This window comes from Pseudomonas sp. CMR5c, from assembly GCF_003850545.1.
In the GTDB taxonomy this organism is placed as follows: Bacteria; Pseudomonadota; Gammaproteobacteria; order Pseudomonadales; family Pseudomonadaceae; genus Aquipseudomonas; species Aquipseudomonas piscis.
Genome location: NZ_CP027705.1, coordinates 537576 through 561570, shown reverse-complemented (window position 1 = coordinate 561570; position 23995 = coordinate 537576). Strand labels below are relative to the sequence as shown.

Here is a 23995-nt window from a genome sequence, read left to right as displayed (position 1 = left end):
TTATCGAACCTCGACCGCAGTGCCCTGCAACCGCTGCAGGGCCTCGTTCACCGACTGCGGCATCAGCTGGCGCAGGCAGTTGTAATGGCCGAAGCGGCAGGTGCGGTCAAAGCACGGGCTGCATTCGATACCCAGGCGCACCACTTCGACCTGATCGGCCAGGGGCGGGGTGAAACCCGGCGAGGTGGAGCCGTACACCGCCACCAGCGGGCGGTTCAGCGCGGCGGCCACGTGCATCAGCCCGGAGTCGTTGGACACCACGGAATCGGCACAGGACAGCAGGTCGATGGCCTCGGCCAGGGAGGTCTCGCCACTGAGGTTGACCGACTCCTCGCGCAGGCCGGGAATCAGCCGGCTGCGGATTTCTTCGCCCACGGCGTGATCGTTCTTCGAGCCGAACAGCCAGACCTGCCAACCGTCACGGATCCTGGCCTCGGCCACCTGGGCGTAGTGTTCCGACGGCCAGCGCTTGGCCTCGCCGAACTCAGCTCCCGGACACAGCGCCAGGACCGGACGGTCCAGGGCCAGGCCGAACTTGGCCAGGGCCGCGTCACGGCTCTGCGGATCGATCTGCAGGCTGGGCCGCGGATAGGGCGCAGGCAAGTCGGCGCCAGGCTCGTAGGCCAGGGCCATGAAGCGCTCGATCATCAACGGATAGCGCTCTTTATCGAGCTTGCGCACATCGTTGAGCAGGCCGTAGCGGAACTCGCCACGCCAGCCGGTACGCTTGGGAATGCCGGCGAAGAACGGCACCAGTGCCGACTTCAGCGAATTGGGCAGCAGGATGGCCTGATCGTACTGGCCGGCCAGGGACTTGCCGATGCCGCGCCGGGTCGCCAGTTCCAGGGCCCCGTGGCCCAGGGGGAAACTCAGGGCCCGGCGCACTTGGGGCATGCGCTCGAGGATCGGCCGGCTCCATTCGGGGGCCAGCACGTCGATCTCGCATTGAGGATGGCGCTGCTTCAGGCACTCGAAGAGTGTCTGCGCCATCACCATGTCACCGACCCAACTGGGCCCAACGATCAGAATATTCATGTGGTTTCCATAAACGAGCCGGGGAGGCATACGCCTCCCCGCCTCGAGAATCCAGCACCGCGGCCTCAGCCGCCGGTTCAGTTTTGGCGAGCCGCAAGGCCCGCCGAGTACATGACGGCCCCTGTCAGGCCGCCTAGCTTAGCCCCAGCTCGCGCCAAATCCGCAACACTTCCCGCCGCTCGGTCACGAATTGATCACCAGTGATGATCCCGGCCTCATTCTGCAACGCCTGTCGATGAGCGGCGGAACGGTAGGCCTTGTAGACCTCGCGCAGCAGGCTGGCATCGCTCGCCGACATCAGCCCGACTTCCTCCAGGCCTTCCAGGATGCGGATGTTATCGGTATAGCGCAGCAATGACGGGTGCTCTTCGGACCACGCCAGGGCCGCGTATTGCACCATAAATTCGATATCGACGATACCTCCGGCGTCCTGCTTGAGGTCGAAGGGCACCGTGGCTTCGAAGGCATTGGCGGCCGTACCGGCGGCGGTCAGGCGACTACCCAGGTTGTCGCGCATCTTGGCGCGCATTTCGCTGACCTCCTGGCGCAGCTTGGCCAGGTCGCGATGCTTGCCCAACACCGCGGCCCGGACCTTTTCGAAAGCCTGGCCGACATCCTGGCTGCCCACCAGCACCCGGGCCCGCACCAGCGCCTGATGCTCCCAGGTCCAGGCCTCGTTCTCCTGGTAACGGCCGAAGGCCCCCAGGGAACTGACCAGCAGGCCCGAAGCGCCGGATGGCCGCAGGCGCATGTCCACCTCATAGAGCTGGCCGGAGTTGGTCTGGGTGGTCAACAGGTGGATGATGCGCTGGCCGAGCCGGGTGAAGAATTGCGCGCCATCGATGGGCTTGGGCCCATCGGTCTCGGCCTGGGGGTCGCCATCATGGATGAACACCAGGTCCAGGTCGGACCCGTGGCCCAGTTCGATACCGCCGACCTTGCCATAGCCGACGATAATGAACCCCGGATCGCACAGGGTGCCGTCGGTACGCAGCGGCGCACCATGGCGGGCCACGGTCTGGCGCCAGGCCAGGGCCAGCACCTGCTCGAGGATCGCCTCGGCCAACCAGGTCAGGTAGTCGCTGACCTTCATCAAGGGCAGGCTGCCGGCGATCTCCGACGCTGCCACTCGCAGGCGATGGGCCAGCTTGAAATGGCGCAAGGCCTCCATCTGCTGTTCCAGGTCGTCCTCGGGAATCCGCGTCAGGCGCTCACGCAACTCGGCCGCCAGCTCCGGCGCCAGGGGCGGCTTGAACAGTCGACCTTCGTTGAGCAACTCATCCAGCAACAGCGGGAAGCGAGTGATCTGCTCGGCAATCCATGGGCTGGCCGCGCACAAGGTCAGCAGGCGGCGCAACGCCCCGGGGTTCTCGGTGAGCAATACCAGGTAGGCCGAACGCCGAGCCACCGCTTCCACCAGGGGCAGCACCCGTTCCAGCACCAGGTCCGGACTGGCATGCTCCACCGCCTGGGCCAGCAGGCGTGGAATGAAGGCATCCAGCCGTTCACGCCCCAGGCGCTGCATGGCTCGCAACTGCGGACTGCTGCGCAGGCTGGCCAGGGCCCGCAAGGCCTTGGGCGCATCGACGAAACCACCTTCCTGCAACTGGCGGCAAGCTGCCTCTTCATCCTGGGCTTCTTCCCACAACGGCAACCACTCGCCACCCACGACGACCTCGCTCTGGGCCCCTTCGTCCTCATCGGGATCGGCGATCACCTGGCGGAAGTGCCATTCCACCCGGGCCCGCCAATGCATCAGCCGTTCATGGAAGGCCTCCCAGTCGGCGAACCCCAGCATGAAGGCGATCCGCGCCTGGTCCTGGGGATTGTCCGGCAGCATCTGGGTCTGGCGGTCGGCGATGGCCTGGATCGCATGCTCGGTGTAGCGCAGGAATTCATAACCCTCGCGCAACTCGCTGACCACCGCCGGCGGCAGGTAGCCCTGCCCTTCCAGGGTTCCCAGTACCTTTAATAGAGGACGCTGCTGCAAGCTCAGGTCGCGACCGCCATGGATCAGCTGGAAGGCCTGGGCGATGAACTCCACTTCACGGATACCGCCCGAGCCCAGCTTGATGTTGTCGGCCATGCCCTTGCGCCGCACTTCCTGCTGGATCAGCTGCTTCATGGTGCGCAGCGCCTCGATGGCGGAGAAGTCCAGGTAACGGCGATAGACGAAGGGCCGCAGCAATTCCAGCAATTGGGCGCCGGATGCCTGGTCGCCGGCCACCACCCGTGCCTTGATCATCGCGTAGCGCTCCCAGTCGCGCCCCTGGTCCTGGTAGTACTGCTCCAGGGCATTGAAGCTCAGAACCAGGGCCCCCGAGGAGCCATAGGGACGCAGGCGCATATCGACGCGAAACACGAAGCCGTCGACGGTCATCGGGTCCAGGGCCTTGATCAGGCGCTGCCCCAGGCGGATGAAGAACTCCTGGTTGTCCAACCCCCGCTTGGCCCCGACGGTCTCGCCGCCTTCGGGGTAGGCGAAGATCAGGTCGATGTCCGACGACAGGTTGAGCTCCACGGCCCCCAGCTTGCCCATGCCCAGGATGACCATCTGCTGCGGCTCGCCGCTGCGGTGGCCGGTGGGCACGCCGAACTGTTGGCAATGGCGCAGGTACAACCATTGGTAGGCCTGGTCGATGCAGGCATCGGCCAGGTCGGAAAGGTCGCGGCAGGTCTGCACCAGGTCCGCCTGGCGAGTCAGGTCGCGCCAGATGATCCGCACCTGCTGCCGGGTACGCTGGCGACGCAGCACTCGCCCCAGTTGATCTTCGGTCTCGGCCGCCTGCACCGCCGCGGCGATCTGCGCACACAGCTCGCCCGGGGCGAAACCGCGATCCAGCTCGCCGGAACGGACCAGTTCCAGCAGCATCGAAGGATCACGCAGGCTCTGATCGATAACGAAGTCGCTGGCAGCACAAACCCGGGCGAACTCCCCCCAACGCTCGGTGCTCCAGTGCGCCACTGCGGGGTCATTTTCCAGGGCGGCCACCGCACTGCGAAATGATTGCTCCGCACGGCTGACCAGTGGCAGGAGAATCGCGGGGACTTGGGCAAGCGGGGGCAGGCTCATGGGCTATCCTTGATGGGCGTGGAACGTGCAGGCTGAGGGAGAGGTAGAGGACAAGCAGCGGCGGACTGTCGAACAAAAGTTATAAATAGCTGAAAATAGATTTTTTTTAGCAGCCAGCATCAACCCACCATCTATCCGCGTCATTCATTGACCAAGAGTAACGATTATTCTCACAACACAGCAGGAGGCCACGAGCCACTCTTCTGTAGTTTTACTACTCGTCTATACATTCGAAAGGCTGAAACGGCCGATGATTTGTAGTAAAACTACACATCGCTGGAGCAACCTCCGGCAATCCAAGAATTCATAACGTCTGCCCACAAGGCCAGTCGCAAACTCAGGCAACCGATTCTGGAAGCCTTTCCGCCCTGGAGCAAGCCATGCAAGACCTCGATCCCGTCGAAACCCAGGAATGGCTGGACGCCCTGGAATCGGTTCTCGACAAAGAAGGCGAAGACCGTGCTCACTACCTGATGACCCGCATGGGTGAACTCGCGACCCGCAGCGGCTCGCAACTGCCCTACGCCATCACCACTCCCTATCGCAACACTATTCCCGTCACCCACGAAGCACGCATGCCTGGCGACCTGTTCATGGAACGCCGCATTCGCTCGCTGGTGCGCTGGAACGCGATGGCCATGGTGATGCGCACGAACCTGAGGGATTCCGACCTGGGCGGTCACATCTCCAGCTTCGCCTCCAGCGCCACCCTGTACGACATCGGCTTCAACTACTTCTTCCAGGCCCCGACCGACGAGCACGGCGGCGACCTGATCTACTTCCAGGGCCACACCTCCCCTGGCGTCTACGCTCGCGCCTTCATGGAAGGCCGCATCAGCGAAGAACAGATGAACAACTTCCGCCAGGAAGTGGATGGCAAGGGACTGTCGTCCTATCCACACCCATGGCTGATGCCTGACTTCTGGCAGTTCCCGACCGTTTCCATGGGCCTGGGCCCGATCCAGGCGATCTACCAGGCACGCTTCATGAAGTACCTGGAAGCCCGTGGCTTCATCCCTGCCGGCAAGCAGAAGGTCTGGTGCTTCCTGGGCGACGGCGAGTGCGACGAGCCGGAAGCCCTGGGCGCCATTTCCCTGGCCGGCCGCGAGAAGCTGGACAACCTGATCTTCGTCATCAACTGCAACCTGCAGCGCCTCGACGGCCCGGTTCGCGGCAACGGCAAGATCATCCAGGAACTCGAAGGCGTGTTCCGTGGTGCCCAGTGGAATGTCACCAAGGTCATCTGGGGCCGTTTCTGGGACCCACTGCTGGCCAAGGACGTCGACGGCATCCTGCAACGCCGCATGGACGAAGTCATCGACGGCGAGTACCAGAATTACAAGGCCAAGGACGGCGCGTTCGTCCGTGAGCACTTCTTCAACACCCCTGAACTCAAGGCGATGGTTGCCGATCTGTCCGACGACGAGATCTGGAAACTCAACCGCGGTGGCCACGACCCGTACAAGGTCTATGCGGCCTACCACCAGGCGGTCAACCACAAAGAGCAGCCGACCGTCATCCTGGCCAAGACCATCAAGGGCTATGGCACCGGCGCCGGCGAAGCGAAGAACACCGCGCACAACACCAAGAAGGTCGACGTCGAGAGCCTGAAGCTGTTCCGCGACCGCTTCGACATCCCGGTCAAGGACGAAGACCTGGAACACCTGCCGTTCTTCAAGCCGGAGACCGGCAGCGCCGAAGCCCGCTACCTGAGCGAGCGCCGCACCGCGCTGGGTGGCTTCGTGCCGCAGCGCCGCGCCATGAGCTTCAGCGTGCCGACGCCACCACTGGATACCCTCAAGGCGATCCTCGATGGTTCCGGCGACCGCGAAATCTCCACCACCATGGCCTTCGTGCGCATCCTGGCGCAGCTGGTCAAGGACAAGGAAATCGGCCCGCGCATCGTGCCGATCATCCCGGACGAAGCCCGTACCTTCGGTATGGAAGGCATGTTCCGCCAGTTGGGCATCTACTCCTCGGTCGGCCAACTCTACGAGCCAGTCGATAAAGACCAGGTGATGTTCTACAAGGAAGACAAGAAGGGCCAGATCCTCGAGGAAGGCATCAATGAAGCGGGCGCCATGAGCTCCTTCATCGCTGCCGGCACTTCGTATTCCAGCCACAACCAGCCGATGCTGCCGTTCTACATCTTCTACTCGATGTTCGGTTTCCAGCGGATCGGCGACCTGGCCTGGGCCGCTGGCGACAGCCGTACCCGTGGTTTCCTGATCGGCGGCACCGCCGGCCGTACCACCCTCAACGGTGAAGGCCTGCAGCACGAAGACGGCCACAGCCACATGCTGGCCGGCACCATCCCGAACTGCCGCACCTACGATCCGACCTACGGCTACGAGCTGGCGGTGATCATCCAGGACGGCATGAAGAAGATGACCGAAGAGCAGCAGGACGTCTTCTACTACATCACCGTGATGAACGAGTCGTACCAGCAGCCAGCCATGCCCGAAGGTGTCGAGGAAGGCATCATCAAGGGCATGTACCTGCTTGAGGAAGACACCCGCGATGCCGCGCACCACGTACAGCTGATGGGCTCCGGCACCATCCTGCGCGAAGTCCGCGAAGCGGCGAAGATCCTGCGTGACGAATTCAACGTCGCCGCCGACGTGTGGAGCGTGACCAGCTTCAACGAACTGCGCCGCAACGGCCTGGCCGTGGAACGCAGCAACCGCCTGCACCCGGGCCAGAAGCCACAGCAGAGCTACGTCGAAGAGTGCCTGAACGGCCGCAAGGGGCCGGTCATCGCCTCCACCGACTACATGAAGCTGTTCGCCGAACAAATCCGCCAGTGGGTCCCATCCAAGGAATTCAAGGTCCTGGGCACCGATGGTTTCGGCCGCAGCGACAGCCGCAAGAAACTGCGTCACTTCTTCGAAGTCGACCGTCACTTCGTCGTGCTGGCAGCCCTGGAAGCCCTGGCTGACCGTGGCGACATCGAACCCAAGGTCGTGGCCGAGGCCATCGCCAAGTTCGGTATCGACCCGGAAAAACGCAACCCACTGGACTGCTGAGGAGACTTTCTGTGAGCGAACTCATTCGCGTACCTGACATCGGCAGCGGTGAAGGTGAAGTAATCGAACTGATGGTGAAAGTCGGCGATCGCATCGAAGCCGACCAGAGCATCCTGACCCTGGAGTCGGACAAGGCGAGCATGGAAATCCCTGCCCCGAGTGCCGGCGTGGTCAAGAGCGTGAAAGTGAAGCTGGGCGACCGCCTGAAAGAAGGCGACGAACTGCTGGAGCTGGAAGTCGAGGGCGCCGCCGCTGCGGCCCCTGCGCCTGCCGCCGAAGCGCCGAAAGCCGAGGCCGCGCCGGCCCCGGCAGCGCCTGCCGCTGCGCCGAGCGCCGCCCCTGCCGGTACTTCGGTACAGCAGGTGCACGTGCCGGACATCGGCTCCTCGGGCAAGGCCCAGATCATCGAGCTCCAGGTCAAGGTCGGCGACAGTGTCGAGGCCGACCAGTCGCTGATCACCCTCGAATCCGACAAGGCCAGCATGGAGATCCCATCGCCAGCCGCCGGCGTGGTCAAGGCCATCAGCGTCAAGCTCAACGATGAAGTCGGTACCGGCGACCTGATCCTGGACCTGGAAGTGGCCGGTGCCGCGGCCCCTGCCGCCGCTCCAGCCCAGGCCCCTGCGCCCGCTGCAGCCGCTGCCCCTGCCCCGGCTGCCGCTCCTGCGCCAGCAGCGGCCGACAGCGTGCAGGATATCCACGTTCCGGACATCGGCTCGGCCGGCAAGGCCAAGATCATCGAAGTCATGGTCAAGGCCGGCGACAGCGTCGAAGCCGACCAGTCGCTGATCACCCTCGAATCCGACAAGGCCAGCATGGAAATCCCATCGCCAGCCGCCGGCATCGTGGAAAGCGTATTGATCAAGCTGGACGACGAAGTCGGTACCGGCGACCTGATCCTCAAGCTCAAGGTCAAGGGCGCCGCTCCTGCAGCCGCTCCGGCCCCTGCCGCGCCTGCCCCGGCTGCCGCCCCTGCGCCAGCCAAGGCCGAAGCCGCACCAGCCGCTCCAGCACCAGTCGCCGCAGCAGCTGCGCCTGCCAAGCCAGGTGCCAAGGTGCACGCCGGCCCGGCCGTGCGCCAGCTGGCCCGCGAGTTCGGCGTCGAACTGAACGCCGTGAGCGCCAGTGGCCCCCATGGCCGGATCCTCAAGGAAGACGTGCAGGTCTACGTCAAGGCCATGATGCAGAAGGCCAAGGAAGCGCCAGCCGCTGGCGCGACCGGCGGCGCAGGCATCCCGCCGATCCCGGCCGTGGACTTCAGCAAGTTCGGTGAAGTCGAAGAAGTGGCCATGACCCGCCTGATGCAGGTCGGCGCTTCCAACCTGCACCGCAGCTGGCTGAACGTGCCGCACGTGACCCAGTTCGACTCTGCCGACATCACCGAGCTGGAGGCCTTCCGCGTTGCCCAGAAGGCCGTGGCCGAGAAAGCCGGCGTCAAGCTGACCGTCCTGCCGCTGCTGCTCAAGTCCTGCGCCCACCTGCTCAAGGAACTGCCGGACTTCAACAGCTCGCTGGCTCCGAGCGGCAAGGCGATCATCCGCAAGAAGTACGTGCACATCGGCTTCGCCGTGGACACCCCGGATGGCCTGCTGGTACCAGTGATCAAGAACGTCGACCAGAAGAGCCTGCTGCAACTGGCGGCCGAAGCCGCTTCCCTGGCGGAAAAGGCCCGGACCAAGAAACTCTCCGCGGACGAGATGCAAGGCGCTTGCTTCACCATCTCCAGCCTCGGCCACATTGGCGGCACCGGCTTCACGCCGATCGTCAATGCGCCAGAAGTGGCCATCCTCGGTGTTTCCAAGGCCACCATCCAGCCGGTCTGGGACGGCAAGGCCTTCCAGCCGAAGCTGATGCTGCCGCTGTCGCTGTCCTACGATCACCGTGTGATCAACGGCGCAGCCGCCGCGCGCTTCACCAAGCGCCTGAGCGACCTGCTGGCGGACATCCGCACCATCCTGCTGTAACTCGCGAGCCGGCCCTCCTGTCATGGGAGGGCTGGCACCGCAGCCTTTTTCGAGCGCCACGCTCGTACCTCAACCCCGTCAATCTGGCGGGGCTTTTTTTTCCGGAAAAACAACCTGGATCCCGCTGTGGACCGAGCCATGCAAGTGGCGCAAAGTAACTTTGCAGAAATCCCCTTACCTGCCGATATAAAGGTTTATAGCACTTGGCCTTCATCTCTCTTGTCAGTCGATGCGCCATGATGCAACCTTGCCGCAGGCAACAGTGAAGAGGGCGTGAGCCCGGCGCGATCAGCAATTTCGAAGCGAGTTTCCCCATGAAAAGCCAACCCGATGCCGCCAGCCGTATGGTGGCCGAGGTAGTGACGCAGTTGCCTGTGCCTTCGCGGCTCGGCATGTTGCGTTTCGAACGGCTGAATGAAGCGAGCTGGGCGCTACTGTTTCTCGATCCCAACTGCGAACGCCAGTTCGGCCTGCCCGCCGTGGAGCTCTGCGCCCTGGTCGGCTCGCCCTACGCCAGCCTGATGGAGCCTGAAGCGCGCTATCAACTGCATGACAACATCCAGCAGCAACTGGCCAGCGCCCCCCATTACCTGATCCGCTATACCCTGCACACCGTCCAAGGTCCCCTGAGCATCCTGGAACTGGGCGAAGCCTACAAACAGCACAACCGACACCTGCTGCGTGGCTACCTGCTGGTGGTCGAAGGCCTGTTCGGCAATAGCCCAACGGCACCGACCCTGGACCTTGAAACCCAGAACAGCCGCCTGCAGATCGCCCTGGAACTCAACCAGCGGGCCCAGCAGGAACAGCTGCAACACCTGGAGCGGGTACGGGCCCAGCAGGACCTGATCCTGCTGCTGACCCGCCAGCGCTACAGCAGCGGCAACTCCCTGAAGGAAGCCGCCGAGCTGATCACCCGCAGTGCCTGCGACATCTACCAGATCGACTGCGCCAGCATCTGGAACCTGGAGGGCCAGCGCCTGGAGCCGATCGCGGCCTACCATCGCGCCACCCAGGAGTACCACCTGCCCGACGCCATCGACGCCAGCAGCTTCCCGGACTACATGGAAGCCCTGCACAGCTGCCGCGCCATCGATGCCCAGAACGCCATGCGCGACCCACGTACCCGGGAAATGGCCGAGAGCCTGCGCCCCCGGGACGTGAACGCCATGCTCGATGCCAGCATCCGCATCGACGGCCAGGTGGTCGGGGTGCTGTGCCTGGAACAGACCGGCACCACCCGCGCCTGGCAGTCGGACGAGATCGCCTTCGCCGGCGAGCTGGCCGACCAGTTCGCCCAGGTCATCAACAACCACAATCGCCGGGCCGCCACCAGCGCCCTGCACCTTTTCCAGCGGGCCGTGGAACAAAGCGCCAACGCCTTCCTGCTGGTCAACTGCGACGGCGTGGTGGAATACGTCAACCCCAGCTTCACGGCGATCACCCAATACAGCACCGAGGAAGTCCACGGTCACCGCCTGTCGGAATTACCGGCCCTGGAGAACCTCAGCGAACTGCTGTTCGACGCCCCTTCCAGCCTGGCCAAGAGCAATAGCTGGCAGGGCGAGTTCAAGAGCCGGCGCAAGAACCTCGAGCCCTACTGGGGCCAGTTGTCGATTTCCAAGGTCTATGGCGACAACCGCGAGCTGACCCACTACATCGGCATCTACGAAGACATCACCCAGACCAAGCTGGCCCAGCAGCGCATCGAGCGCCTGGCCTACACCGACAACCTGACCAACCTGGGCAACCGCCCTGCATTCATCCGCAACCTGGACGAACGCTTCGCCCGGGATAGCGATACCCCGATCAGCCTGCTGCTGGTGGACATCGACAACTTCAAGCGGATCAACGACAGCCTCGGCCACCAGACCGGCGACAAGCTGCTGATCAGCCTGGCCCGGCGCCTGCGCAACAGCCTGAGCCCCAGCGGCAGCCTGGCGCGCTTCGCCAGCAACGAGTTCGCCGTGCTGCTGGACAACACCGACCTGGAAGCCGGCCAGCAGATCGCCAGCCAGCTGCTGATGACCCTGGACAAGCCGATGTTCGTCGACAACCAGTTGATCAGCGTCACCGGCTCCGTGGGCCTGGCCAGCGCGCCGCTGCACGGCCGCGACCCACAGACCTTGATGCGCAACGCCGGCCTGGCGCTGCACAAGGCCAAGGCCAACGGCAAGCACCAGGTGCAGGTATTCACCGAGGCCCTGAACGCCGAGGCCAGCTACAAGCTGTTCGTCGAGAACAACCTGCGTCGGGCCCTGACCCAGAACGAACTGGACGTGTTCTACCAGCCCAAGCTGTGCCTGCGCAGCGGCCGGCTGCTGGGCATGGAGGCGCTGCTGCGATGGAACCACCCGGAGAAGGGCATGATCCGCCCGGACCAGTTCATCAGCGTGGCGGAAGAGACCGGGCTGATCATTCCCATCGGCAAGTGGATCGCCCGCCAGGCCTGCCGCATGAGCAAGCAACTGACCGCCGCCGGCATGGGCAACCTGCACGTGGCCATCAACCTGTCGCCCAAGCAGTTCTCCGACCCGGACCTGGTGGCCTCCATCGCCGGCATCCTCAAGGAGGAGCAACTGCCCTCCTCGCTGCTGGAGCTGGAACTGACCGAAGGCCTGCTGCTGGAAGCCACCGACGACACCCACCAGCAACTCGAACAGCTGAAAAAGCTCGGCCTGACCCTGGCCATGGACGACTTCGGCACCGGTTATTCGTCCCTGAGCTACCTGAAGAAATTCCCCATCGATATCATCAAGATCGATCGCAGCTTCATCCACGACATCCCGGATAACCAGGACGACATGGAGATCACCTCGGCGGTGATCGCCATGGCCCACAACCTGAAGATCAAGGTGGTCGCCGAAGGTATCGAAACCGCCGAGCAGCTGGCCTTCCTGCGCCGCCATCGCTGCGACGTCGGCCAGGGCTACCTGTTCGACCGGCCGATTCCCGGCACCGAGCTGATCGCCAGGCTCAAGCGCTATCCGCGCGGACCAATCGCCTGACAGCGTCGCGACACTCGGGCAAACTGCAGGTCTGAATAACGACAATCCAACTGACTGGAGGACTGCTACATGGTCTTGCGCTCGGAAATTCTGGTGAACAAAAACGTGCTCCCAACCAAAGAACAAGCTCTGCCTGGCCGTGAAACTCCAATGACCGTCCCGGAGGAGCACTTCGTCAACGGCAATCCGCTGCTGGGCCCGTTCCCCGGCAACGTGGACTTCGCCATTTTCGGCCTGGGTTGCTTCTGGGGCGCGGAACGGCGCTTCTGGCAGCGCGAGGGCGTGTTCAGCACCTGCGTGGGTTATGCCGGCGGCTTTACCCCGAACCCGACCTATGAGGAAGTCTGCTCGGGCCTGACCGGACATACCGAAGTGGTACTGGTGGTGTACGAGCCGGAGAAGGTCAGCTACCAGCAACTGCTGGCGATGTTCTGGGAACTGCACAACCCGACCCAGGGCATGCGCCAGGGCAACGATATCGGCACCCAGTACCGCTCGGTGATCTACACCACCAACCCGACCCAGCTGCAGCAGGCGCTGCACAGCAAGGAGGTGTTCCAGGCCGAGCTGACCAAGGCAGGCCTGGGCACCATCACCACCGAGATCGAAGAGGCGCCGACCGTCTACTTCGCCGAGGCTTATCACCAGCAGTACCTGGCGAAAAACCCGGAAGGTTATTGCGGTATCGGCGGTACCGGGGTGACCTGCCCAATCTAAAGCAGCTACAAGCGGCAAGTGGTGCGCCGTCGGCTTGTAGCTTGCCGCTTACAGCTCGTGGCGGTTATTCCGCGATCAGCCAGTCCATCTGCCAGCCGCCCTGGGTCTGGCCGAGCTTTTGCGACAGCCAGGGCAGCAGCTCGCGCAATTCCTCCTCCAGGCCCCACGGCGGGTTGGCGATGGCCAGGCCCGAACCGTTGAGGCTGTTGGGCGTATCCAGCGGATGCACCAGCAATTCCACCCGCAGCAGCTTCGGCGCACCAGTGCCGGCCAGGTCCTGGTAGAAACGGCGCAGGGCGCGCTGGTCCTTGACCGGATACCAGATGGCCGCCACGGTCTGGCGCATGCGACCGATGGCCTCCTTCATCGACGCGGCACAACGCTGCATCTCGTCGAGTTTCTCGAACGGCGGGTCGATCAACATCACCGCCCGCTTCTCCGCCACCGGCAGCAGCGCCCGGGCCACGTGCCAACCCTCGCCCAGGTGTACCGCCACCCGCCGATCGCCCTTCATGTTGTCCTTGAGCAGCAGGCCATCCTCGGGATGCTTCTCGTTGAGCAGCGCCCGATCCTGGTTGCGCATCAGGCGCCGGGCCAGCTCCGGGGAACCGGGGTAGTAGCGCAGCTCGCCATCCGGGTTCAGCCGGCGCAGCACGCGCATGTAGTCGGCGGTCAGCTCTGGCAGGTCGTCCGCGCCCCACAGCCGGGCGATACCTTCCAGGTACTCGCCGGTGCGTGTCGCCTGGTCGCCCTTGAGGTCGTACAAGCCAATGCCGGCATGGCTGTCGATATAGGCGAACGGCTGTTCCTTGCGCGACATCAGGGCGATGAGGCGGGTCAGGGTCAGGTGTTTGAAGACGTCGGCGTGATTGCCGGCATGGAAGGCGTGACGATAGTTCATGGTTGCTCCTGCGCAGGAGCGCAAGTTTACCCTGTGCCATGGACCGCGTCAGGACAGGCCATCGCATTTGCCCAGCGCGGCGCGCCAGCTTGCCGATCCGCCACGCCTGATGGACACTGACGCGCCTGCCCGTGGCCAAGGGGCAGGTACACCAAGCGGTTGCTGGCGACTCAGACACAAAGGACCACTGACTGCTGTACGGGCACGACCCTGCCTGGCTGTGCTCATTAATGGACTGCTACTGAGTTGAGAATTTATGAAAGACGCAACGATTGCGCTGCACCATGGATTCAAGTCGGACCCCGCCACCAAGGCCGTGGCCGTGCCCATCTACCAGAACGTCGCCTTCGAGTTCGACAACGCCCAGCACGGTGCCGACCTGTTCAATCTCGATGTGCCGGGCAACATCTATACCCGGATCATGAACCCCACCAACGATGTGCTGGAACAGCGCATCGCCGCCCTGGAGGGCGGAGTCGCGGCGCTGGCGGTATCGGCCGGTAGCGCCGCGATCCACTACGCCATCCAGACCCTGACCCAGGCCGGCGACAACATCGTCTCCACCCCGCAGCTGTACGGTGGCACCTACACCCTGTTCGCCCACCTGCTGCCCAGCTTCGGCGTCGAAGTGCGCTTCGCCCGCGACGACTCCCCCGAGGCCATCGCCGAACTGATCGACGACAACACCAAGGCGGTGTACTGCGAGAGCATCGGCAACCCGGCGGGCAACATCGTCGATATCGAAGGCCTGGCCCAGGTCGCCCACGCCCGGGGCGTGCCACTGATGGTGGACAACACAGTGGCCACGCCGATCCTGTGCAAGCCGATCCAGTTCGGCGCCGACATCGTCGTGCATTCGGTGACCAAGTACGTCGGCGGCCATGGCAACGCCCTGGGCGGAGTGATCGTCGACAGCGGCAACTTCCCCTGGACCGAGCACCCGCAGAAGTTCGCCAGCCTCAATACCCCCGAGCCGGCCTATCACGGCGTGGTCTACACCGAGAAGTTCGGCCCTGCGGCCTTCGTCGCCCGGGCCCGCACCGTACCGCTGCGCAACACCGGCGCGGCCCTGGCGCCCATGAATGCCTTCCTGTTGCTGCAAGGCCTGGAGACCCTGGCCCTGCGCATGGAGCGCCACACCGACAACGCCCTCAAGGTGGCGCAGTTCCTCAAGGCCCACCCGCTGGTGGCCTGGGTCAGCTATGCGGGCCTGGAGGACCATCCGCATCACGAACTGGCGCGCAAGTACATGCAGGGCAAGCCGTCGGCGATCCTCTCCTTCGGCCTCAAGGGCGGCTACGAGGCGGGCGTGCGCTTCTACGATGCGCTGCAGATCTTCAAGCGCCTGGTGAACATCGGCGACGCCAAGTCCCTGGCCTGCCACCCGGCCTCCACCACCCACCGGCAGATGAACGAACAGGAACAGGCCAAGGCCGGGGTCAAGCCGGAAATGATCCGCCTCTCGGTGGGTATCGAAGCCATCGAGGACCTGCTCGAAGACCTGGATCAGGCCCTGCGCCAAGCCTGATCCAAACCGGCCCCGCCCGCACCGGCGGGGCCCTTGTTCCTCCCGCGCCCCGTCACTAAGCTGCCCTCGCTACATCCTCCCTGGATCCCTCTCCCCCAAGGATCGCATCTCCAGCAAAGGACCCTGACATGCTCGTGCGCTACGCCAAGATCATCATGACCCTCGCGGTCGCCGCCTTCGCCCTGCTGGTGGCCTACAACAACATCAGCGACTACGGCTCCAACTTCGCCTTCGTCCAGCACGTGCTGAGCATGGACAGCGTCTTTGCGGGCAATAGCGCTACTGGCCGGGCCATCACCCAGCCGCTGCTGTGGAATGCCGGCTACTGGCTGATCATCGCCGGCGAAGCCGCGACCGGCGTGCTGCTGGTGCTAGGCGGTGCCCGCCTGTGGCGCGCCCGGCACGGCGCTGCCAGCGACTTCAATCGCGCCAAGCATTGGGCCATTGCCGGCTTCTGCCTGGGTTTCTGCGTCTGGTTCTTCGGTTTCATGGTGGTGGGCGGGGAATGGTTCATGATGTGGCAGTCCGCCACCTGGAACGGCCAGGAAGCGGCGTTCAAGTTCTACATGGCGATCCTTGGCGTGCTGATCTTCCTCAACCAGCCCGACGCTGAACTGCACTGAGCCAAGCCCGCCACGGCCCGACAGCGGCATGGCGAGGTTACGCAAAAAACCGCAGGGCCTTGCATGGCGATCTCCAGGCGAACCCCTGCCACACTTCTCTACGCTCGCTAGCAGCCTGCTGCGGCTTCAGAAGGCGAAAAAAAACGGCCCGCTGCGTCACCGCAGCGGGCCGTTTTCATTGTGTCCCCGAAAAAACAGGGGCCGGATCAAGCACTCAGTGATTGAGCTTGAAATCCTTCTCGGCGGCTTCGAAGCGCTGGACCATACCGGCACTCGGAGCGCCCAGCTTGCTCACCAGGACGATGGCCAGGCTGGCGAAGATGAAGCCCGGGATGATTTCGTACAGGCCCAGCAGGGCGAAGTGCTTCCACAGGATCACGGTCACGGCACCGACCACGATACCGGCCAGTGCGCCGTTGCGGGTCATGCCTTTCCACAGGACCGAGATCAGTACCACAGGACCGAAGGCCGCGCCGAAACCGGCCCAGGCATAGCTCACCAGGCCCAGTACGCGGTTCTCCGGGTTGGCGGCCATGGCGATGGCGACCAGCGCCACCACCAGCACCATGGCCCGGCCGACCCATACCAGTTCCAGCTGGGACGCGCCCTTGCGCAGGAAAGCCTTGTAGAAGTCTTCGGTCAGGGCGCTGGAGCACACCAGCAGCTGGCAGCTCAGGGTACTCATGACCGCCGCCAGGATGGCCGACAGCAGCACACCGGCGATCCATGGGTTGAACAGCAGCTTGGCCAGTTCGATGAACACCCGCTCAGGGTTCTCGGTCACAGGACCGGCCACGTCAGGATGCGCCGAGAAGTAGGCGATGCCGAAGAAGCCCACGGCCACGGTGCCGCCCAGGCACAGGATCATCCAGGTCATGGAGATGCGACGGGCGTTGGCGATCGACTTGACCGAATCAGCGGCCATGAAGCGCGCCAGGATGTGCGGTTGGCCGAAGTAGCCCAGGCCCCAGCCCATCAGCGAGATGATGCCGATGAAGGTGGTGTTCTTGAGCATGTCGAAGCTGGTGGGATCCTTGGCCTCGATGGCCAGGAAGGTGGTATCGACGCCACCGGTGGCCAGCAGCACGATGATCGGCGTGAGGATCAGGGCGAAGATCATCAGCGTGGCTTGCACGGTATCGGTCCAGCTCACCGCCAGGAAGCCACCGACGAAGGTGTAGGCGATGGTCGCCGCCGCACCGGCCCACAGCGCGGTCTCGTAGGACATGCCGAAGGTGCTTTCGAACAGGCGGGCGCCAGCGACGATGCCGGAAGCGCAGTAGATGGTGAAGAACACCAGGATCACCACCGCGGAGATGATCCGCAGCAGGCCGCTCTTGTCTTCGAAGCGGCTGGAGAAGTAGTCCGGCAGGGTCAGTGCGTCACCGTTGTGCTCGGTCTGTACCCGCAGGCGACCGGCCACGAACAGCCAGTTCAGGTAGGCACCGGCGATCAGGCCGATGGCGATCCAGCTCTCGGACAGGCCGGACATGTAGATGGCGCCCGGCAGGCCCATCAGCAACCAGCCACTCATGTCGGAAGCGCCGGCGGAAAGCGCGGTCACCACGCTGCCCAGGCTGCGCCCACCAAGAATGTAGTCGGAAAGGTTGTTGGTGGAGCGATAGGCCATGAAGCCGATCAGCACCATTGCCGCGATGTAGATCACGAACGTGATCAGGGTTGGATTGCTTGCACTCATGAGTAACGCCCTGGCTTTGTTTTTATGGTGCGGCGGTCACTGCCCCACGCCGCCAAACGATAACGATTGGGAGACGTTCAAGCGTGCCGCGCATTTATGACTGATGTTTCCCCAGGAAAGCCATCAGCCGATGCCCCAGTCACGAAGACGGTTGCACCTTGGGCGCGAATCCTATGCAACAAAATGAACAAGGTGCAACCGATTTGACGTGAATCAGTTGCACCTTGTCGATAAATCGGCGGTTGGTGACGTTTTTGCTCCTTTTTGGAGCAAGGAAAATCTTTTTCAGAAGCGAATGCACCAGATCGAATCCCTACTTTGTGTAGCGGAATTTTATTCCTGACAAACTGCGATTTTTTCCCGGTAAAAATGGGTTGCACCCGGTTGCACCTATTTCGGCTCGCGGATAATCTTGCCGCCAGCTGATGCCACACTCGCGTGGCAAACATGAGGATAAAAATATGGCTACCACCACCCTCGGGGTCAAACTCGACGACCCTACCCGCGAACGTCTCAAGGCGGCCGCGGCCTCGATTGATCGGACTCCGCACTGGCTGATCAAGCAGGCGATCTTCAATTACCTGGAGAAACTCGAGGGTGGTGCAACCCTGACCGAGCTGAGCAACGCCATCGCCCGCGACGGCGACGACGCCGGTGACGTGATCACCGACCATGCTCACCAATGCTTCCTCGAATTCGCCGAGAGCATCCTGCCGCAATCGGTACTGCGTGCCTCCATCACCGCGGCCTATCGCCGGCCGGAACCCGAAGTGGTGCCGATGCTGCTGGAGCAGGCGCGCCTGCCGGCCGCCACCGCCGAGGCCGCGAACAAGCTGGCCGCCTCCATCGCCGAAAAACTGCGCAACCAGAAGAGCGCCGGCGGCCGGGCCGGCATCGTCCAGGGCCTGTTGCAGGAGTTCTCCCTGTCGTCCCAGGAAGGCGTGGCGCTGATGTGCCTGGCCGAAGCCCTGCTGCGCATCCCCGACAAAGGCACCCGCGACGCGCTGATCCGCGACAAGATCAGCACCGGCAACTGGCAGCCGCACCTGGGCAACAGCCCGTCGCTGTTCGTCAACGCCGCCACCTGGGGCCTGCTGCTCACCGGCAAGCTGGTGTCGACCCACAACGAAGCGGGCCTGACCTCTTCCCTGAGCCGCATCATCGGCAAGAGCGGCGAGCCGATGATCCGCAAGGGTGTGGACATGGCCATGCGCTTGATGGGCGAGCAGTTCGTCACCGGCGAAACCATCGCCGAAGCCCTGGCCAACGCCAGCAAGTTCGAAGCCAAGGGCTTCCGCTACTCCTACGACATGCTCGGTGAAGCGGCACTGACCGAGCACGACGCGCAGAAATACCTGGCTTCCTACGAGCAGGCCATCCACTCGATCGGCAAGGCCTCCCACGGTCGCGGCATCTACGAAGGCCCGGGCATCTCGATCAAGCTCTCGGCCCTGCACCCGCGCTACAGCCGCGCCCAGTACGAGCGCGTGATGGAAGAGCTGTACCCACGCCTGCTGTCCCTGACCCTGCTGGCCAAGCAGTACGACATCGGCCTGAACATCGACGCCGAGGAAGCCGACCGCCTGGAGCTGTCGCTGGACCTGCTCGAGCGACTGTGCTTCGAGCCGCAACTGGCCGGCTGGAACGGTATCGGCTTCGTGATCCAGGCTTACCAGAAGCGCTGCCCGTACGTGATCGACTACGTCATCGACCTGGCGCGCCGTAGCCGCCACCGCCTGATGATCCGCCTGGTGAAGGGCGCCTACTGGGACAGCGAGATCAAGCGCGCCCAGGTCGAGGGCCTGGAAGGCTACCCGGTCTACACCCGCAAGGTTTACACCGACGTCTCCTACATCGCTTGCGCGCGCAAGCTGCTGTCGGTGCCGGAAGTCATCTACCCGCAATTCGCCACGCACAACGCCCATACCCTGTCCGCGATCTACCATATCGCCGGCCAGAACTACTACCCCGGCCAGTACGAGTTCCAGTGCCTGCACGGCATGGGTGAGCCGCTGTACGAACAAGTGGTGGGCAAGGTCGCCGACGGCAAGCTGAACCGCCCATGCCGCGTCTACGCTCCGGTGGGCACCCACGAGACCCTGCTGGCCTACCTGGTTCGCCGCCTGTTGGAAAACGGCGCCAACACCTCGTTCGTCAACCGTATCGCCGACCAGTCGATCTCGATCCAGGAACTGGTGGCCGACCCGGTCAGCCAGATCGAACAGATGGCCACCCTGGAAGGCGGTGTCGGCCTGCCGCACCCGCGCATCCCGCTGCCGCGCGACCTGTACGGCACCGACCGCGCCAACTCGGCCGGCATCGACATGGCCAACGAGCATCGCCTGGCATCGCTGTCCTGCGCGCTGCTGGCCACTGCCCATAACGACTGGAAAGCCGCGCCGCTGCTCGGCTGCCCGGCCAGCGAAGAAACCCCGGCGCCGGTACTCAACCCGTCCGACCACCGCGACGTGGTGGGCCATGTCCAGGAGGCCACCGTTGTCGACGTCGACAACGCCATCCAGTGCGCCCTCAACGCCGCACCGATCTGGCAGGCGACCCCGCCGGCCGAACGCGCGGCGATCCTGGAACGCGCCGCCGACCTGATGGAAGGCGAAATCCAGCCGCTGATGGGCCTGCTAGTCCGCGAGGCCGGCAAGACCTTCGCCAACGCCATCGCCGAAGTGCGCGAAGCCGTGGACTTCCTGCGCTACTACGCGGTGCAGGCCCGCAACGATTTCAGCAACGACGCCCACCGTCCACTGGGCCCGGTGGTGTGCATCAGCCCGTGGAACTTCCCGCTGGCGATCTTCTCCGGCCAGGTGGCCGCAGCCCTGGCCGCCGGCAACCCGGTACTGGCCAAGCCTGCCGAGCAGACCCCGCTGGTAGCCGCCCAGGCCGTGCGCCTGATGCTGGAAGCCGGCATTCCCGAAGGCGTGCTGCAACTGCTGCCAGGCCGTGGCGAGACCGTCGGTGCCGGCCTGGTCGGCGACGAGCGGGTCAAGGGCGTGATGTTCACCGGCTCCACCGAAGTCGCCCGCCTGCTGCAACGCAACATCGCCGGGCGCCTGGACAACCAGGGCCGGCCAATCCCGCTGATCGCCGAGACCGGCGGCCAGAACGCGATGATCGTCGACTCCTCGGCCCTGACCGAGCAGGTGGTGATCGACGTGGTGTCCTCGGCCTTCGACAGTGCCGGCCAGCGTTGCTCGGCCCTGCGCGTACTGTGCCTGCAGGAAGACTCCGCCGACCGCGTGATCGAAATGCTCAAGGGCGCCATGGCCGAAAGCCGCCTGGGCAACCCCGAGCGCCTGGCCGTGGACATCGGCCCGGTGATCGACGCCGAAGCCAAGGCCGGGATCGAGAAACACATCCAGGGCATGCGCGACAAAGGCCGTACCGTGTATCAGGTGGCCATCGCCGAAGGCGAGGAAATCAAGCGCGGCACCTTCGTCATGCCGACCCTGATCGAGCTGGAAAGCTTCGACGAACTGCAGCGCGAGATCTTCGGCCCGGTGCTGCACGTAGTGCGCTACAAGCGCAAGGACATCGACCAGTTGATCGCCCAGATCAACGCTTCCGGCTACGGCCTGACCCTGGGCGTGCATACCCGGATCGACGAGACCATCGCCAAGGTGGTGGACAACGTCAACGCCGGCAACATGTACGTCAACCGCAACATCGTCGGTGCCGTGGTCGGCGTGCAGCCATTCGGTGGCGAAGGCCTGTCGGGCACCGGCCCGAAAGCCGGCGGCCCGCTGTACCTGTACCGCCTGCTGTCGACCCGTCCGGTGGACGCCATCGAGCAGTCCTTCGTCCGTGCCGACGCCATCAGCGCCCCGGACCTGCGCCTGCGCGATTCGCTGCTCAAGCCGCTGTCGGCCCTGCAAGCCTGGGCCGACAGCGCCAAGCTGGCGGAACTCTCGGCCCTGTGCAAACAGTTCGCCGGCCAGTCGCAGAGCGGGATCACCCGGCAGTTGGCCGGCCCGACCGGCGAGCGCAACAGCTACGCCATCCTGCCCCGTGAGCACGTGCTGTGCCTGGCGGAAATCGAAGGCGACCTGCTGACGCAACTGGCGGCGGTACTGGCCGTCGGCGGCTCGGCAGTCTGGCCGGAAAACGCCGTGTCCAAGGCTCTGTTCGGCCGCCTGCCCCGGGAAATCCAGGTACGCATCAAGCGCGTGGCCGACTGGACCAAGGATGAGGCCGTGTTCGACGCGGTCCTGCACCACGGCGACTCCGACCAGTTGCGCGGCGTCTGCCAGCAGGTGGCCCAGCGCGCCGGTGCCATCGTCGGCGTCCAGGGCCTGTCCCAGGGCGAAACGACGATCGCCCTGGAACGCCTGGTGATCGAACGCGCCCTGAGCGTCAACACCGCTGCGGCCGGCGGTAACGCCAGCCTGATGACCATCGGTTAAGAGCAGCGGCAAGCTACAAGCGGCAAGCAGGGGCAACAGCCTTTGCTTGCCGTTTTTGCTTCTGGCTCTGGTTTGTAGCTTGGTTTCTCCCGCTTCATCACGCCTATCAATCTTCCTATCCGACCTTCATTCACAGGTCTAGACTCGGCTCATTTCCTCAATCAACAGGTAAGCCGCCATGTCCGAGACCTTGCTCAGTTCCCGCAATCTGGCTTTTGAACTGTATGAGGTGCTCGATGCCGAGGGCCTGACCCAACGCGAACGGTTTGCCGAACACAATCGCGAAACCTTCAACGCCGCCCTGGGCACCGCCCGCAGCATCGCCGAGAAGTATTTCGCCCCGCACAACCGCAAGGGCGACGAGCACGAACCGCGCTATGAAAACGGCCAGGCGGTATTGATCTCCGAGGTGAAACCGGCGGTGGACGCCTTTCTCGAGGCCGGCTTCCTCAACGCCACCCGCGACTTCGAGGCCGGCGGCATGCAGTTGCCAACCCTGCTGTCCCAGGCCTGCTTCGCCCACTTCCAGGCGGCCAACGTCGGCAGCTCCGCCTACCCCTTCCTGACCATGGGCGCAGCCAACCTGATCGAGAGCTTCGGTAGCCAGGAGCAGAAACAGCGCTTCCTGCAGCCGATGATCGACGGTCGCTTCTTCGGCACCATGGCCCTGACCGAGCCCCACGCCGGCTCGTCGCTGGCGGATATCCGCACCCGCGCGGAACCGGCCGGCGACGGCAGCTACCGGATCAAGGGCAACAAGATCTTCATCTCCGGTGGCGACCACTCGCTGGCGCAGAACATCGTGCACATGGTGCTGGCCAAGCTGCCGGATGCGCCCCCCGGAGTGAAGGGCATCTCGCTGTTCATCGTGCCCAAGTTCCTGGTCAACGCCGACGGCTCGCTGGGCCAGCGCAACGATGTGCTGCTGGCCGGCCTGTTCCACAAGATGGGCTATCGCGGCACCACTTCGACTGCGCTTAACTTCGGCGATAACGGCGAATGCGTCGGCTATCTGGTGGGCAAACCCCATGCGGGCCTGTCCTACATGTTCCAGATGATGAACGAGGCGCGCATCGGCGTCGGCATGGGTGCGGTGATGCTCGGCTATGCCGGCTACCTCTACTCCCTGGAGTACGCTCGCGAGCGCCCTCAAGGGCGCCTGCCAGATGGCAAGGACCCGAGCGCGCCCCAGGTGGCGATCATCCAGCACGCCGACGTGCGCCGGATGCTGCTGACCCAGAAGGCCTATGTCGAAGGCGCATTCGACCTGGGCCTGTACGCGGCCCGGTTATTCGACGACACCACCACCCTGGACGATGAAGCCGGACGCCAGCAGGCCCACGAGTTGCTGGACCTGCTGACCCCGATCGTCAAGTCCTGGCCTTCGGAGTTCTGCCTCAAGGCCAACGAACTGGCGATCCAGATCCTCGGCGGCCATGGCTACACCCGCGAGTACCCGGTGGAGCAGTACTATCGCGACAACCGCCTGAACCCGATCCATGAGGGCACCCACGGCATCCAGTCCCTGGACTTGCTGGGGCGCAAGCTGGCACAGAATGGCGGCGCGGGGCTCAAGCGCCTGATCCGCCTGATCATCGAGACCTGCGGGCGCTCCCAGGCCCACTCCAGCCTGGACGCCCTGCGCCAGCCCCTGGAACAACTGGTGGCGCGCCTGCAAACCGTGACCCTGGGGCTACTGGGCGACCTGGCCACTGGCAAGGTCACCGCGACCCTGGCCAACTCGGCGCTCTATCTGAAAGCCTTCGGCCATGCGGTGATTGGCTGGCGCTGGCTGGAGCAGGCGATCCGCGCCGAGGAAGGCCTGGCCCGGGGAGATGCGGCGGATCGGGATTTCTATCTGGGCAAGCGGCAGTCTGCGCGTTACTTCCTCACCTGGGAAGTGCCGGGCTGCGAGCATGAGCTGAAGCTCCTGGAGGCCCGGGACGATACCTGCCTGGCGATGCGCGACGAGTGGTTCTGAGCGCCACGGGCCCCGGCAAGCGCGT

12 protein-coding genes are annotated in these 23995 nt (G+C 64.2%); 8 read left to right on the top strand and 4 right to left on the bottom strand.

Annotated features, from left to right (window positions below; translation table 11 throughout):
• Both waaF and glnE read right to left on the bottom strand, forming a co-directional pair.
• Positions 1-1035, bottom strand: coding sequence for a lipopolysaccharide heptosyltransferase II (waaF, locus tag C4K40_RS02535; RefSeq protein WP_022641018.1), 1035 nt, complete (start codon positions 1033-1035; stop codon positions 1-3).
• Positions 1036-1168: 133 nt separating this feature from the next.
• Complete coding sequence (gene glnE / locus C4K40_RS02530) at positions 1169-4108, bottom strand: bifunctional [glutamate--ammonia ligase]-adenylyl-L-tyrosine phosphorylase/[glutamate--ammonia-ligase] adenylyltransferase (protein WP_022641017.1); 2940 nt, start codon at positions 4106-4108, stop codon at positions 1169-1171.
• A gap of 380 nt (positions 4109-4488) precedes the next feature.
• On the opposite strand from glnE, the gene aceE reads away from it, so the two are divergent.
• The 4 genes from aceE (at position 4489) to msrA (ending at position 12823) form a co-directional block, all read left to right on the top strand.
• On the top strand, positions 4489-7134 hold the full coding sequence (aceE, locus tag C4K40_RS02525; RefSeq protein WP_053132405.1) for a pyruvate dehydrogenase (acetyl-transferring), homodimeric type: 2646 nt from the start codon (positions 4489-4491) through the stop codon (positions 7132-7134).
• An 11-nt stretch (positions 7135-7145) separates the two neighbouring features.
• The gene (gene aceF / locus C4K40_RS02520) at positions 7146-9098 is read left to right on the top strand and encodes a dihydrolipoyllysine-residue acetyltransferase (RefSeq protein WP_053132408.1); all 1953 of its coding nucleotides are present in this window, start codon (positions 7146-7148) and stop codon (positions 9096-9098) included.
• A 314-nt stretch (positions 9099-9412) separates the two neighbouring features.
• On the top strand, positions 9413-12106 hold the full coding sequence (locus tag C4K40_RS02515) for a GGDEF and EAL domain-containing protein (RefSeq protein ID WP_053132411.1): 2694 nt from the start codon (positions 9413-9415) through the stop codon (positions 12104-12106).
• Positions 12107-12175: 69 nt separating this feature from the next.
• Positions 12176-12823: a peptide-methionine (S)-S-oxide reductase MsrA gene (gene msrA, locus C4K40_RS02510; protein WP_022640794.1), complete on the top strand. Its 648-nt coding sequence runs from the start codon at positions 12176-12178 to the stop codon at positions 12821-12823.
• 64 nt (positions 12824-12887) lie between these two features.
• On the opposite strand, the gene C4K40_RS02505 is transcribed toward msrA, so the two are convergent.
• On the bottom strand, positions 12888-13724 hold the full coding sequence (locus tag C4K40_RS02505) for a 23S rRNA (adenine(2030)-N(6))-methyltransferase RlmJ (protein ID WP_022640793.1): 837 nt from the start codon (positions 13722-13724) through the stop codon (positions 12888-12890).
• A gap of 256 nt (positions 13725-13980) precedes the next feature.
• On the opposite strand from C4K40_RS02505, the gene C4K40_RS02500 reads away from it, so the two are divergent.
• Positions 13981-15252 carry an O-acetylhomoserine aminocarboxypropyltransferase/cysteine synthase family protein gene (locus C4K40_RS02500; RefSeq protein WP_053132415.1) on the top strand — a complete coding sequence of 424 codons (1272 nt, stop codon included), beginning with the start codon at positions 13981-13983 and terminating at the stop codon, positions 15250-15252.
• A gap of 128 nt (positions 15253-15380) precedes the next feature.
• Positions 15381-15875 carry a DUF2165 family protein gene (locus C4K40_RS02495; RefSeq protein WP_053132418.1) on the top strand — a complete coding sequence of 165 codons (495 nt, stop codon included), beginning with the start codon at positions 15381-15383 and terminating at the stop codon, positions 15873-15875.
• 214 nt (positions 15876-16089) lie between these two features.
• Here the strand turns inward: C4K40_RS02495 and putP are convergent, their stop codons facing one another.
• Positions 16090-17574 carry a sodium/proline symporter PutP gene (putP, locus tag C4K40_RS02490; protein ID WP_022640790.1) on the bottom strand — a complete coding sequence of 495 codons (1485 nt, stop codon included), beginning with the start codon at positions 17572-17574 and terminating at the stop codon, positions 16090-16092.
• Positions 17575-18035: 461 nt separating this feature from the next.
• On the opposite strand from putP, the gene putA reads away from it, so the two are divergent.
• Together putA and C4K40_RS02480 are read left to right on the top strand one after the other, a co-directional pair.
• The gene (gene putA, locus C4K40_RS02485) at positions 18036-21989 is read left to right on the top strand and encodes a trifunctional transcriptional regulator/proline dehydrogenase/L-glutamate gamma-semialdehyde dehydrogenase (protein WP_053132421.1); all 3954 of its coding nucleotides are present in this window, start codon (positions 18036-18038) and stop codon (positions 21987-21989) included.
• A 178-nt stretch (positions 21990-22167) separates the two neighbouring features.
• Positions 22168-23970 carry an acyl-CoA dehydrogenase gene (locus tag C4K40_RS02480; protein WP_053132424.1) on the top strand — a complete coding sequence of 601 codons (1803 nt, stop codon included), beginning with the start codon at positions 22168-22170 and terminating at the stop codon, positions 23968-23970.
• Positions 23971-23995 lie beyond the last annotated feature (25 nt).